The 12,900-nt window shown below is 71.4% G+C and carries 11 protein-coding genes; 2 read left to right on the forward strand and 9 right to left on the reverse strand.

Translation table 11 applies throughout. The features are described from left to right. Positions 1-6: 6 nt before the first annotated feature. The 5 genes from ABT367_RS26355 to ABT367_RS26375 form a co-directional block, all read right to left on the reverse strand. Positions 7-1,749 (reverse strand): trypsin-like peptidase domain-containing protein, encoded by a 1,743-nt coding sequence (locus ABT367_RS26355; RefSeq protein ID WP_352255576.1) that lies wholly within the window; start codon positions 1,747-1,749, stop codon positions 7-9. After that, positions 1,746-2,198 carry a CU044_2847 family protein gene (locus tag ABT367_RS26360; protein ID WP_352255577.1) on the reverse strand — a complete coding sequence of 151 codons (453 nt, stop codon included), beginning with the start codon at positions 2,196-2,198 and terminating at the stop codon, positions 1,746-1,748. Before ABT367_RS26360 ends, ABT367_RS26355 begins: the two co-directional genes overlap by 4 nt. A gap of 459 nt (positions 2,199-2,657) precedes the next feature. Further along, on the reverse strand, positions 2,658-4,067 hold the full coding sequence (locus ABT367_RS26365) for a carboxyl transferase domain-containing protein (RefSeq protein ID WP_434975541.1): 1,410 nt from the start codon (positions 4,065-4,067) through the stop codon (positions 2,658-2,660). An 82-nt stretch (positions 4,068-4,149) separates the two neighbouring features. After that, on the reverse strand, positions 4,150-5,583 hold the full coding sequence (locus ABT367_RS26370) for an acyl-CoA synthetase (RefSeq protein WP_352255587.1): 1,434 nt from the start codon (positions 5,581-5,583) through the stop codon (positions 4,150-4,152). Between the two features lie 65 nt (positions 5,584-5,648). Then, positions 5,649-7,043 (reverse strand): SLC13 family permease, encoded by a 1,395-nt coding sequence (locus ABT367_RS26375; RefSeq protein WP_352255579.1) that lies wholly within the window; start codon positions 7,041-7,043, stop codon positions 5,649-5,651. Positions 7,044-7,609: 566 nt separating this feature from the next. Here ABT367_RS26375 and ABT367_RS26380 point away from each other — a divergent pair. Further along, positions 7,610-8,323: a FadR/GntR family transcriptional regulator gene (locus tag ABT367_RS26380; RefSeq protein WP_352255580.1), complete on the forward strand. Its 714-nt coding sequence runs from the start codon at positions 7,610-7,612 to the stop codon at positions 8,321-8,323. A gap of 87 nt (positions 8,324-8,410) precedes the next feature. Here ABT367_RS26380 and ABT367_RS26385 read toward each other — a convergent pair whose 3' ends face one another. Both ABT367_RS26385 and ABT367_RS26390 read right to left on the reverse strand, forming a co-directional pair. Next, positions 8,411-9,049: an NADPH-dependent F420 reductase gene (locus ABT367_RS26385; RefSeq protein WP_352255581.1), complete on the reverse strand. Its 639-nt coding sequence runs from the start codon at positions 9,047-9,049 to the stop codon at positions 8,411-8,413. A 75-nt stretch (positions 9,050-9,124) separates the two neighbouring features. Further along, positions 9,125-9,487 carry a winged helix-turn-helix transcriptional regulator gene (locus ABT367_RS26390; protein WP_352255582.1) on the reverse strand — a complete coding sequence of 121 codons (363 nt, stop codon included), beginning with the start codon at positions 9,485-9,487 and terminating at the stop codon, positions 9,125-9,127. A 245-nt stretch (positions 9,488-9,732) separates the two neighbouring features. Here ABT367_RS26390 and ABT367_RS26395 point away from each other — a divergent pair, with 245 nt between their 5' ends. Beyond that, positions 9,733-10,383 (forward strand): esterase/lipase family protein, encoded by a 651-nt coding sequence (locus ABT367_RS26395; protein WP_434975542.1) that lies wholly within the window; start codon positions 9,733-9,735, stop codon positions 10,381-10,383. Between the two features lie 97 nt (positions 10,384-10,480). Here the strand turns inward: ABT367_RS26395 and ABT367_RS26400 are convergent, their stop codons facing one another. Together ABT367_RS26400 and ABT367_RS26405 are read right to left on the reverse strand one after the other, a co-directional pair. Continuing rightward, positions 10,481-11,467: an NAD(P)-dependent oxidoreductase gene (locus ABT367_RS26400; RefSeq protein ID WP_352255584.1), complete on the reverse strand. Its 987-nt coding sequence runs from the start codon at positions 11,465-11,467 to the stop codon at positions 10,481-10,483. A 70-nt stretch (positions 11,468-11,537) separates the two neighbouring features. Further along, entirely contained in the window at positions 11,538-12,632 is a 1,095-nt protein-coding gene (locus ABT367_RS26405; protein WP_352255585.1) for an epoxide hydrolase family protein, read from the reverse strand. Between the last annotated feature and the right edge of the window lie 268 nt (positions 12,633-12,900).

Below are 12,900 nucleotides of genomic sequence, written 5' to 3' on the forward strand. Positions count from 1 at the left end.
GGCCGCTCAGCCGACGGGTGAGTCCAGGAAGGGTGCGGTCTCGGGCAGCGCGCGCGGGTCCTCCCACAGGAGCGAGAGATCGTGGGCCCAGTGCGCACCGGTCCCCGAGCCCAGCGCTTCGAGCCGCAACTCGTAGACCACATCGGGAAGTTCACCCGGCGGCAGTCCGGCCAGCCGCTCCGCGAGCCGGTCGAGGAACTCCTTGCCCGCGCACGCGTCGTGCGGCCCGCCCGCGCAGCCGCTGCGCGGCCAGATCACGGCCGGTACGGGAGCGTTGAGCCCCGCCTTGAACGCCTCGCGCACCCGTCCGGGCGGCGCCCCGAGCCCCAGCAGATCCGCGCCGCGGCGCAGCCCGATGGTCAGGCTCACCGGGTCGCCCGGCGGGACGCCGCAGGCGATCCGGTGCAGCCGGGCGTCCGGGCGCAGATCCAGCTCCTGCCACTTGCGGCGCAGCTTGTGCTGCAGCATTCCGCTGCGCCGCCGCTCCAGCTCCACCACCACGACCGGCGCGAACGAGCCCAGCGGACTGTGGTCGTCCTTGCTGCGCTGCCAGTGCACCACATCCGTGTTCAGCCACTTGCGCGGCAGGATGAACGCGATCAACTCGCGCCCGTCCGGATCCAGTTCGCGGTACGCGTCGTCGATGCGCTCCAGGACGTAGGGCCGCACCTCCCGTGTGGTGAGGGGGCGCTGGCCGATGACGACCCGATGGGCTCCGTTGTACGCGGAGACCTCGACCAGGAAGCGGTCCTCGCCGGCGCCGCTGGGTGCGATCTCCACCAGGATCGGCGACCAGGGCGGCCGTCCCGTGACCGCGGCGGGAGCGGCGGGACGGCCCGCGCGCCCCAGTTCCCGTAACGCCGTGCGCGTGCCCGCGTCCTCGCAGTAGTCGGCGAGCCGGGTCGCGAACCGGCCGATCGCCGCCGTGTCCTGACTCTCACTCAGCAGATACCAGGCCACGTCCCACAGGGACTTCAGGCGCCGCGCCGGAGGCGACGGCAGCGGCCCCACCGCGTCGCGGTACAGCCGGTCCGGAGCGCAGCCCGCGGTGCGCCAGCTCTTCTGGGCGCCCACCGCGTCGATCAGGGTGCGCAGCCGCTCCTTGTCCCGTGCCGCGAACTCCCCGGTCGGGATGAGGTCCCCGAGCCGCGGCCAGTAGTGCGCCATGACCTGGGCGGGGAGCATCCGGCCGTGGCGCACCTCCTTGTTGCGGGCCGCGGAGGTGACCATGCCGACCACGCGGCCGCTGTGCGCGAGGGTCACCGCGGCGCCGCTGAAACCGGGCGCGAGAGTCTGTCCCGCCTGGCCCCAGGCCTCCAGCTGGATCCACTCCTGGGTGATCAGCTGATCACCGGTGGCCCGGTACTCGGCCAGCACCCCTTCCTCGTACGCCTTGGGGAAGCCGTAGGCGAGCAGACGCGGCGGCGGATCGGCGTACGCCTCGGCGGGGGAGGCGAACTCGGCGGGCTGCACAGGCACCGGCTCGGCCAGTTCGAGTACGGCGAGATCGCCCGGGTCGAGTCCGCCGGCCCAGCCGCCGTGCGCGACGACCTCGGCGGGCATGGGGCATCCCCTGCTCGAAGAGCTTGGGGAAGGGTCGGGCGCAAGCTGCGGGAAGGTGACGGTGACGGCCTCCGTCGCCCGGGCGCTCACCACATGCGCGCAGGTCACTACGTGCCGGTCGGTCACCAGGAAGCCGGCGCCGGACTCGCGGCCGCAGCGGATCCGGGCGTGCCAGGAGGCGTTCACGGCTGCGGGGCGGGTGGCGCGGGTGGTGCCGGGGGAGCGGGCGGCGCCGGTGGCTGCGGCGGGGTGACGATGGCCGCACCTTCGACGGCGTCGGCGGCGTCCACCCGCGGGCCGACGACCGTCACCTGGCTCTGCTGTCCGGGCGACCAGGCCAGTTTGACCACCAGATGGCCCTCCACCGCGCTCTTGGCGATCAGCGCACCCGCCTCGGCCGTGAGCTTCACACCGAACTCGATCTCCACCGAGTCCGGCTTGAGCGAACCGCCCTGGAACACCCTGAGCGCCGCCTCGGCCGCCGACCTGACACCGGCGAGCGAGCCCTCGAAGGTACGGGTCGCCCGTACGGCGCCGTCCGAGTCGCTCACGAGATGCTGACCGTCGTCGTCGACGGCGAAATCCACCGGGACGACCGTCCCGTCCTCGGTGCTGAACTCCAGGTACTCACCCATGCCGCGCCCCCGCACTCGTGATCGGCCGCACCCATTGTGGCCCAACTGGAGGACGCTTGTTGGCCGTTGCACACGAAGGCGCCGCCTCCCCTGGGACGGGGGAGACGGCGCCGTGCGTGACTCCTCGGGTCGGACCCTGGGGTCAGACGAGCCAGCCGACGAAGTGGGCGAGGCCGGCGAGGATGTCGGTGATGACGTTCATGGTGGGACGTTCTCCTTGTGACTGTGCTGAGTTGGGACAATCCTCGGCCGCGTGGGACACGAGCCGGGGAGTGCGCGATTACGGTCTGCAGCCCGTTGCTTGCGCACCGTCAGCATCGTTGGTCACATAGGACAAAAGCAAACGCATACGTGACGATCACCTGTTCCGGGGAGCAACTGTTCCCTTGTTCGGGTGAGTTGGTGCTGGGATGCCGCCGCCCTTCCTTCCGGTGGCGACCGCGCGGACGCCCCCTTCCGTCATCCGCCCACGACCCCTCGTACGACACCCAGGTCCACCAAGTCCTGTGGTCTGAGCCGCAGTTCATCCGCCGTCTCCCGTACGAGGCCGGCCGGCCGCTTCAGGATCGCGGCGGCGAGCTCGGGCGCGATCACAGAGAAGTAACTGGACGGTGTGGCCCAGGTGTTGCCGGGCGCCGCGAGTGCCAGTGCGCCGCCCGAACCGCCCTCCCCGATCAGCAGCGTCGTCACCGGGACGCGGGCCGTGGCGACCGCGGTGAAGAGCTCGGCGATCGCGGGGCCCGCGCCGGCCGCCTCCGCCGCCGCGTCGTTCGCGGCGCCCGGGGTGTCGACCAGAGTCAGGACCGGCAGACCGAGCCGGCCGGCGAGCCGGACGAGACGGGCCGCGGTGCGGTACCCGGACGGCCGGGTCGCGGTGCCGCACTGCGCCGCGTACGCGATCGTGCGCCCCTCGTGCAGCCCGAATCCGCACAGCATGCCCGGGTCGCGGCCGCCGCAGCGGTCGCCCGAGACGGTCGAGCGCTCGGTGAAGTACGCGTCCAAGTAGGCCTCCGCACGCGGGCGTCCGGGCGCGCGGGCCGCCTCGACCGCATCCCAGCCGGACCCCGGGAGCCTTGTGTCGCCCTGCGCCGGCGGTACGGGCGCGGGCAGACCCGATCCGGCCGAGGTCAGCAGCCGCAGCCGCTGCGACACCTCCGCGCGCAGATCCTCGCCCCGTACCACCGCGTCCACATGCCCGGACGCGAACTGCGCCTCGGCCGTGTACGCCGCCGGATCCGCGTCGGGCGGCCGCACCCGCGACCCGGCGAACCCCACCTGGGCGCCGGGCAGCGCCACGATCATGTCGGCGCCGGCCCCCAGGGTCGCCCAGCCGCCGCCGGTCGTCGGGTCGCGCAGAACGGCCAGCTGCGGCACGCCCGCATCCGCCGTCAGCGCCGACTGCCGTGCCACGCGCTGGAGTTGGGTGAGGGCGAGCATGCCCTCCTGCATACGGCTGCCACCCGTCGCGATCAGCGAGACCACAGGAAGGCGGTGGGAGCGGGCGTAGATATGGGCCGCCTCGATCAGATCGCCCGTACGCGTGCCGAGCGAGCCGCCGAGGAAGCCGAACTCGAACGAGACCACCACCGCCCGCGTCCCGCCGATCACCGCCCGCCCGCACACCACCGACTCCTGCTCACCGGTGCGCTCGACGGCACGGGCCAACGAAGCGCCGTAACCCTGCCAGTCGAGGGGGCCGTCGGGTTTGTGGTGGGTGCTGGGGGAGGGGAGTTCGGTGGAGTCGTGGGCGAGGTCTTCGGTGAAGTCTTCGGCCAGCAGGGCGATGGCTTGGCGGGCGGTGAGGCGGGGGGTTGAGGTGTCGGGCTTGGAGGGCCCGGGCGTCGCGGGCTCGGGCGAGGGCTCGGGCATGGAGGGCTCGGGCGTGGGGGGCTCGGGTGCGGACGAGTCAGGCGTGGAGGGCTCGGGTGCGGACGAGTCAGGCATGGAGGAGTCAGGCACGGAGGGCCTTCTTCATGATCTTGCCCATGTCGTTGCGCGGCAGCTCGGCGAGGTGGTGGACGACACGCGGGCGCTTGTGCGGGGCGAGCTGCGAGGCGACGTGGTCGGCCAACTCCTCGGCGCTCGGCGGCTGTTCGGGATCGGTGGGGACGATCCACGCCACGATCCGTTCGCCGAGGTCCGCGTCCGGCTCACCGGTCACCGCCGCGTCCCCGACCGCCGGGTGCTCCATCAGGACATTCTCGATCTCGCCCGCGCCGATCTTGTAGCCGCCGCTCTTGATCAGGTCGGTGGCCTTGCGGCCCACGATGCGTACGTAACCGTCCGGGTCACGCACCGCCATGTCACCCGTACGGAAATAGCCGTCCTCGGTGAACGCCTCCGCGGTGGCATCCGGCCTGTTGAGGTACTCCAGGAACAGGTTCGGGCCGCGCACCTGGATCTCGCCCACCTGGTCGGGGCCGTCCGGGAGTTCCCGCCCGCTCTCGTCGACCAGGCGCAGTTCGACACCGCGCAGCGGGACGCCGACGGTCGCCGCACGGGGTTCGCCGTCCGCGCGGACGCTGGTGTTCATCAGGGTCTCCGTCATCCCGTACCGCTCGATCACCGCCCGCCCCGTCGCCGTACGGATCCGCTCGTGGTCACGGGCCTGCAGCGCCGCCGACCCCGACACGAGCAGCCGCGCACCCGCCAACGCCTTCGCCAGCGCGGGGTCCTGGGGCAGCTGCTCGGCGATCCGGTGGTACATCGTCGGCACGCCGAAGAGCATCGTCGCCCCGGCGCTCAGCTCCTTCGTGACCCCGTCCGTACTGAAACGGCCCAGGTGACGCACCGAACCGCCGCGTCGCAGCGGGCCGAGGACGCCGAGGATCAATCCGTGGACGTGGAACAGGGGAAGCCCGTGCACGAGCACGTCCTCGGAGGTCCACTGCCAGGCGTCCTCGAGGGCATCCAGCGTGGCGGCGAGCGCGCGGCGCGGCAGGACGGCGCCCTTGGGAGGGCCGGTGGTGCCGGAGGTGTAGACGATCAGGGCGGGGTGGTTGGGGGCGGGTTCGGCGGGGAGCGCCGAGGTTCCGGGGAGCGCCACCATGGGGTCGAAGCGCACCAACGCCGACAAGGGTGAGGGCAGTTCATCGCCATGTGCCGCGAGCACCACGAGCGGCTCGCAGTCACCCACGATGTGTGCCAGCTCCCGCTCGCCGATCCTGGGGTTGATCGGCACCGCGGGCACCCCTGCGAGCAGCGCCGCCACCACCCCCACCGCGGTCCCCATGCTGGGCGTCGCCCACACGGCGACCCGGCTCGCCCCCTTCAGGGAGGCGGCCAGGCGCCCGGCGACCGCGGCCAGTTCGCCGTACGACATCGAGCGCTCGCCGAACCGCAGGGCCGGCCGCGACCCTCCCTCGGCGAGGGCCGGGAACAGCATCGAGTGGGAACTCACGTGACGTACTCCAATCGTCGAGGGTCCGCTCGTCTCGAGGTCAGCCTGCCTCACCCGAAGCCGGGCACCACCAGGACCAGCCAGACGACAGCGGGGACCACGGCGACCACGATGCCGCCGTAGACCATCAACTGCCGGAAGAACTTCTCGCGATCGACATCGGGGGCCGCCGCGAGCACCAGCGCGCCATTGGTCGAGAACGGGCTGACGTCCACGACGGTCGCGGACACCGCGAGAGCGGCGATCATGCCGACCGCGCCGATCTCGCCCTGTGCGAGGAACGGGACGGCCAGCGGGATGAGGGCGCCCATGATGCCGACGGAGGAGGCGAAGGCGGAGATGACGGCGCCGATGTAGCAGAGCAGTACGGCGGCGAGCAGCGGTACGCCGATGTCGCCGACACCCTCGCCCGCCCACTTGATGGTGCCCATCTCCTCGAGGACGCCGACGTAGGTGAGGACACCGCAGATCAGGAGCACGGTCGGCCAGGCGATCTCGCCGACGGCCTTGCGGCTGGTGTCCGGCCAGACGGTGCTGAGGACCACGGCGAGGGACACGGCGGTGAGTCCGGCGTCGAGGTCGAAGACGAGGACGGCCACGACCAGGGCGACCAGGGCGATGAGGGTGGCGATACGGGGCGGGGTGAGGCGGGTGTCCTGGTCGGGTGCGGGTGCGGGTGCGGGTGCGGGTGCGGGTGCGGACGCGGAGGCGGGCGCGGGCGTGGGCTTGGGGGCTGGGCTCTTGGGGCTGCTGCCGGTGCTGCCGGTGCTGCCGGTGTTTTCGGTGCTGGTGCTGGTGCTGGTGCTGGTGCCGGTGCCGGCGACTGCGACGGCGCGGCGGCGGGTCAGCTTCAAGCCGCCGAACAGGACGAAGACCACGCCCGCGATGATGACGTTGGCGACCAAGGAGGCGAAGAACAGGGCGAGTTCATTGCCCGGAAGGTTCTCGCGCTCGACGATTCCGTTGACGATCGAGCCGTAGATGCTGATGGGCGAGAAGCCGCCGCCCTGCGCGCCGTGGACGACCATCGCGCCCATGAGGAGCGGGCTGATGTTGTAGCGCGCGGCGAAGCTCAGGGCGATCGGCGCGACGATCGCGACCGCGGCCGGGCTGACGGCGCCGATGGCGGTGAGGGCGCCGGTGATCACGAACATCACCCAGGGGATGAGCGCGATCCGGCCGCCGACCAGCCGGATGGAGGCGTGCACCAGCCAGTCGGTGGTGCCGTTGGCGCGGGCGATGGCGAAGAGGTAGGTGACGCCGACCAGGACGACGAAGAGGTCGCCCGGGAAGCCGGCGAAGATGCCGTCCGCGTCGAGGTCGGCGACGAGTTCACCGACGCCGAATGCTGCGGCGAAGGCGAGCGCGCCCATGTTGATCGAGCGGGTGGTGGCGATCACGAAGACCACCACTAGTACGAGGATCGAGATCAATTCCGCGGACATCGGGGCTCCCGTCCCTGGGGCGCGCGCGTTCGGTTTGGGGTGGGGCGGTGGGTCTGGGGGTGGAGGATCTGTGGGGCGGTGGATCTGTGGGGTGGTGGATCGGCGGGGGTGGGCTGGGGTTGGTGGCTGGGTGGCTGGGTGGTCGAGTGGCCAAGTGGCCAAGTGGCCAAGTGGCTGAGCCACTCGTGAGCTGGGTGGTTGGTAGGTGATTGGTCAAGTGGCTCGGTGGATGATTGGCCGAGTGGCTGAGCCACTTGGCCTGTGATGCGGTGCGTGGTGGTGGGCTGATGGACAGGCGGCTCGGCTGCTCGGCCCGCGCCGGGTGGGCTGGTGGCCGAGTGGCTCAGCCACTGGACCGGCACTGCAGGTCAAGCGGCAGACGGCAGGCCACCCGATCGGGCGGACTCTGCGCGTGCGACTGGTCAAGTGGCTGAGCCAATCGGCCAGTTGATGCCCCACAGATTCGGGGTCGCGCCCTCGGTCGTCAAGAGGGTGCGGGCAAATTGGCTCAGCCACTGGACCACCTCCGCTGCTACGCTGCGGACATCCAGGGAGGGGGGTGGGCCATGTCCGAAGCACTGCGGCCCATGGGGCGTACGCGCCTGTACGAGCAGGTCATCGACCGGCTGCGCGCCTACGCCACCGAGTCCGGCCTCAAGTCCGGCGACCGCCTCCCGCCCGAGCGTGAACTGGCCCAGCGCCTCGGCGTCTCCCGCGCCTCCATCAAGCAGGGCATCGTCGTCCTCGAAGTCCAGGGCCTGGTCGAGGTGCGCCACGGAGGCGGCACCTACATGGTCGGCGACAGCCTCGACTTCGCCGAGCCCGTCGAGCGGCTCGTGGAACGCCGGCGCCGGCTCCCCGACGTACTCGAAGCGCGCGAAGCCCTGGAGACCAAGCTCGCCGAACTCGCCGCGGAACGCCGCACGGACGAGGACCTCGCCGCGCTGCGCGACGCCCTCGGGTTCATGGCGCAGGAGATCGAGCGGGGCGAGCACGGTGTGGAGGGCGACCGCCGCTTCCACGCCGCCGTGACGGCGGCGGCCCACAGCTCGATCCTCGCGGAGTTCATGCACTCGATCGCCGAGCAGATCACGGAGTCACGGCATGAGTCGCTGCGTCAACGGGGCCGGCCCTCGAAGTCGTTCGCGCAGCATATGGCCATCTTCGAGATGATCGACGCGCGCAACGGCCGGGCGGCGGCCGCGGCGATGCGCCGTCACGTACGGACGGTGGCGAAGGTCCGGCTGCTCGACTGGGACCCGGAGAGCGACGGCAGCTGAGACGGCCTGCCCGGCAACCGCCGCGCCCACCGGCGGGGCCCCGGACCCGCTGACCGGCCCGCCCACGTCCCACCCCCCCCCGCATCGTCACTTGTCCGACGCCAGGAACGCGAACGTCGAGGAGAGGTCCGCGCCGCCGAAGAGCCGGCGGATGACCACGGCGCCCATCGCCTCCAAGTGCCTTGTCTGGGACAGGTCCCCGGCGTCCAGCGGGCTGGCGCCGACGTCCTCGATCAGCCGGCGCGCGGCGGGCTTGGCCTCGTCGTCGCCCGCGTACGGCACGGCCAGGGGCCGACCGCCGTACAGCGGCGGAGTCTTCCACACCTCGCTGTAGGCGAGGTTGAACGCCTTGACCAGATGGCTGCCCGGCGCGAGCTCGGCCGCACGCTCGGACATCGACCTGCCGTCCCAGGTCACCTGCGTGTAGGTGGTGGTGTCGACGGAGTTGCCGACGTCGACGACCGTCTTGCCGGCCAGCGCCCCCTCCGCCGCCCCGGCCGCGGCGAGGGTGTCCTCGAGTCCCTCGCGCAGTACGGCGAGCAGCACCACGTCCCCGTACCCGGCGGCTTCGCGCAGGCTCCCGGATCCGGCGGCGCCCAGCCGTTCGGCGAGCCCGGCCGCCTTGTCCGGGGTACGGCCGCCGATGAACACCTCGTGCCCGGCCGTGATCCATCGCCCGGCCAGCGCCTCGGTCATACGGCCCGCACCCAGCACGCCGATCTTCATCTGGTCCCCCTCGTCGCTCCGGCCCGACACCTCGTCCGGCAGGTGGGAATGACGCTACGCACCCGTGGGGAACCTTCAGGTGCCCTGCGCCGCCGCCCTGTCCCGTGCGTCGAGCAGCGCCTCGGTGTTCTCCTCCGCCCACCGGGACAGAGCGCGTACGGGGTCCAGGAGGCTGCGGCCCAGTTCGGTGAGGCGGTACTCGGTGCCGGGCGGAGCCGTGCGCAGCTCCCGGCGGCCGACCAGGCCGTTCACCTCGAGCTTGCGCAGGGTCTGGGTGAGCATCTTCTTGCTGATGCCGCCGATCCGCTCCTGCAGTTCGCCGTAGCGCAGGGGCCCGTCCTGCAGTGCCACGACCGTGACGACGGACCAGGTGTCCGCGACCAGGTCGAGAGTGGTGCGGGCCGGGCAGTCCGAGAGGAACACGTCGTAGGCGACCATCCCCTCAGCATGCCCAGTCGCCGCAAGCGCCGACAGGGACCGGCGGCGACGGGACTCCCGGCGCCAGGTACCCGTCCGACCAGAACCCGCCCGCAAGGGTCTGGTCATCCCACCCCATGGGCCTCACCATGCTCAAGACCGCTACTCACGCGTAACCACCCTTGACCCAGGGGGACTTCGTGCTGCGTTCTCGTATCCGCAAAGCGTCACCGCTGCTGGCCGCCGCCCTGCTCGGCGTCACCTTCCTGACCGGCGCCGCCCAAGCCCAGCCCCGTACGACGGCCCAGAGTGCCACCGGCGCCGCCGCCCGCACCCCCGTGATCTTCGTCCACGGCTACAACGCCGACCCCGGCGTCTGGGGCTCCCTGCGCGAGGACTTCAGATCCTCCGGCTACACCGACGCGGAACTCTTCTCCTGGGGCTACGACACGGACCAGTCGGTGAACGAAACGCTGTCGGGCGAGTTCGCCGCCTACGTGGACGGCGTGCGCGCGCAGACCGGCGCCGCGCGGGTCGACATCGTCGCCCACTCCTTCGGCAGCCTGGTCACCCGCTGGTACATCAAGCACGGCGGCGGTCTCGACAAGGTCGACGACTGGGTCTCCCTGGCCGGCCCCAACCACGGCACCAGTACGGCCTGGGCCTGCGCCCTCTGGTCGCAGGCCTGCCGCGATATGACACCCGGGTCGTACGTTCAGGACGGTCTCGCCGAGGGTGACGAGACCCCGGGCGCGGTGTCGTACACGACGTTCTGGTCCAACTGCGACGAGGTCATCAACCCGGACAGCAGCGTCCCGCTCACCGGCGCGGCCAACGTCGCCGCGGGCTGCCTGGAGCACAACGACTTCCTCGGCGACGACGCGGTGTCCCAAGGCGTACGGGACGCGGTGAGCTGAGGTGCACCCAAGGCCTGTCGGGTCGGATCACGTACCGTCGGGTCGGATCACGGCCCGTCGGTTCGGATCACGGCCTGACGGGTCACATCACGCCCGGTCACCGGACGGCCCCGGAGCCCGGTGACCGCAACGCACGCACTGCGCCGCGGGCGGTGAACTCCGTGGCGCCTTCGGCCAGTTGCCGCTCCAGGTCGGCCGCGGCCCGGTCGAAGTACTCGGCGCGTACTCCGGCGTCCCGCGCGGCCTGCGCCATGTTGCGGGCGGCCGCCAGGAGTACGTCCAGACCCTGCGCGTACGCCGGCTCGCCGTCGGAGTCGACATCGGCGGCGAGTGCGGGCAGTTGGCGGTTCATGTTCGTCAGCCAGGGCACCAGGAGCTCGGTGAAGCCGGCCGCGGTCACGTCCTTGTGCGAGGTGGCCACGGCGACGGCATGGAAGAAGCCCGCGAACAGGTAGTCCATCCCGCTCAGGAGCGCCAGGTCGTACAGGGAGGCCAGTCCCGTGTCGGAGCCGAGGTATGTCGCCGATCCGAAGACCTCGAACACCGGCCGGTGCGCGGTGAAATGTTCTTCCGCTCCGCTGTACAGGACGAATGCCTCGGGCGTGGCGATCGTGCCGGGCACGGCCATGATGCCGCCGTCCAGATAGCCGGCGCCCCGCCCGGCCGCCCACGCCTCCAGGGAACGGGCCTGGTCCGGTGTGCCGTTGCTGAGCTGGACCAGTGTGCGGCCCCGCAGGGCCTCGGCCGCGGGGTCGAGCAGCGTGCGCGTGACGTCGTAGTCGATCAAACAGACGAGGGTCAACGGGCTGGCTGACAGGGCCTCTTCGACGCTCGCGGCCCGCACCGCGCCCTGCGCCACGAGCTCGTCGGCCTTGTCCGTGGTGCGGTTCCATACGGTCGTCCGGTGCCCGGCGGCGACCAGCGCCGACGCCAGTGCCCTGCCCATGTCGCCCAGGCCGATGACGGTCACGTCCGTGCCACCCATGTTGTCCCCTTTTGCCGAATCCGGATAACCGCTGCCTTCACGGCCGCCGGAATCGCGGCGGCCGCTCCCCAGCCTCGGCCGGGTCGATGGCCGCCTCAAGTACGCACAACGAAGTGGGTGGTTACCCGGAGGGAAGCGAGCAGTTCAGGCGAGCGGCGGCCCGAGCGCCTCAGGAGTCCTGCGGCTTCGTGCAGGTCAGGAAGAACTCACGGACGTCTCCGGAGAGAAGCTCGGGCACCTCCATCGCCGCGAAGTGTCCGCCGCGGTCGAACTCCGACCAGTGCCTGATGTCGTAGATCCGTTCGGCCAGCGGCCGTACCGACTGCGTGATGTCGTACGGGAGCACCGCCACGCCCACCGGCACCTCGCAGGCCGCATGCCCGCGCGCCGTCTCGCGGTGCAGCCGGGCCGAGGAGGCGGCGGTGGCGGTCAGCCAGTACAGGGAGATGTCGGTGAGCATCCGGTCGTCGCCCACCGGGGTGCGCGGGTCGGTCCACTGCGCGAACCGTTCGGCGATCCAGGCGAGTTGGCCGACCGGCGAGTCGGTCAGTGCGTAGCCGATGGTCTGCGGGGTGGCGGCCTGCAGAGCCTGGTACGGCGGGCGGTTCGCCATCAGATGGCGGACCTTGTCCAGACGGGCCTCGTCCGATCCGGAGAGGACCAGTCCTGCGTCCGGATCCGGCCTGGTAGGCAGGTAGTTGATGTGGACCCCGACGACCTGCTCGGGTGCGTGCGCGCCCAGCGCCAGGGAGATGCCCGCGCCGAAGTCGCCGCCCTGTGCGCCGTAGCGCTCGTATCCGAGACGGCGCATCAGCTCGGCCCAGGCCCGCGCCACATGGTCGGCGTCCCAGCCGCGTTCGTGGGTCGGACCCGAGAAGCCGTATCCCGGGATGGACGGGATCACCAGGTGGAAGTCGCGCGACAGCGGCTCGATCACATCGAGGAACTCCAGGAACGAGCCGGGCCAGCCGTGCGTGAGGATCAGTGCGAGCGCATCCGGCCTGGGGGAGCGGACGTGGACGAAGTGGATGTTCTGGCCGTCGATCTCGGTGGTGAAGTGCTCGAGCTTGTTGAGTTCGGCCTCGTGGGCGCGCCAGTCGTAGCCGGTGCGCCAGTACTCGGCGAGCTCCTTCAGACGGGCCAGCGGGAAACCGTAGTCGGAGCCGGCGCCGGTGAGTTCATTGGGCCAACGGGTGCGGGCCAGACGGTCGTTCAGGTCGTCGAGGTCGGCCTGGGGGACGGCGATACGGAACGGCTTGATCATGGTTGCACTCCTCGGGGAGGTCCAGGGATCCAGCGCCATAAACGTTTGTGGCACTAACGAAGGTAGACTGTTAGTGGCACTAACGCAATGGGTGAAGGCCGGCGCCGATGAAACGATGGGCGGCCGCCGGCGCCGGCACGACACAGGAGGCCCTGATGACCCCGACCCCCGACCCCACCCCGGCCCGGCTGCGCGCCATCCCCAGCCGGCCCATCGGAACACCGGCCGGGAGGGAATAAGTGTGAACGCCCAACTCTAGAAGAACCTG

Source organism: Streptomyces mesophilus (assembly GCF_040300965.1).
GTDB lineage: Bacteria > Actinomycetota > Actinomycetes > Streptomycetales > Streptomycetaceae > Streptomyces > Streptomyces mesophilus_A.

Excerpts from the sequence above, each read along its gene's own strand:
- ABT367_RS26370 (WP_352255587.1), bottom strand. The coding sequence starts at position 5,583 with ATGCTGTTCCCGGCCCTCGCCGAGGGAGGGTCGCGGCCGGCCCTGCGG.
- ABT367_RS26365 (WP_434975541.1), bottom strand. The coding sequence starts at position 4,067 with ATGCCCGAGCCCTCGCCCGAGCCCGCGACGCCCGGGCCCTCCAAGCCC.
- ABT367_RS26375 (WP_352255579.1), bottom strand. The coding sequence starts at position 7,043 with ATGTCCGCGGAATTGATCTCGATCCTCGTACTAGTGGTGGTCTTCGTG.
- ABT367_RS26390 (WP_352255582.1), bottom strand. The coding sequence starts at position 9,487 with ATGGTCGCCTACGACGTGTTCCTCTCGGACTGCCCGGCCCGCACCACT.
- ABT367_RS26380 (WP_352255580.1), top strand. The coding sequence starts at position 7,610 with ATGTCCGAAGCACTGCGGCCCATGGGGCGTACGCGCCTGTACGAGCAG.
- ABT367_RS26360 (WP_352255577.1), bottom strand. The coding sequence starts at position 2,198 with ATGGGTGAGTACCTGGAGTTCAGCACCGAGGACGGGACGGTCGTCCCG.
- ABT367_RS26385 (WP_352255581.1), bottom strand. The coding sequence starts at position 9,049 with ATGAAGATCGGCGTGCTGGGTGCGGGCCGTATGACCGAGGCGCTGGCC.
- ABT367_RS26405 (WP_352255585.1), bottom strand. The coding sequence starts at position 12,632 with ATGATCAAGCCGTTCCGTATCGCCGTCCCCCAGGCCGACCTCGACGAC.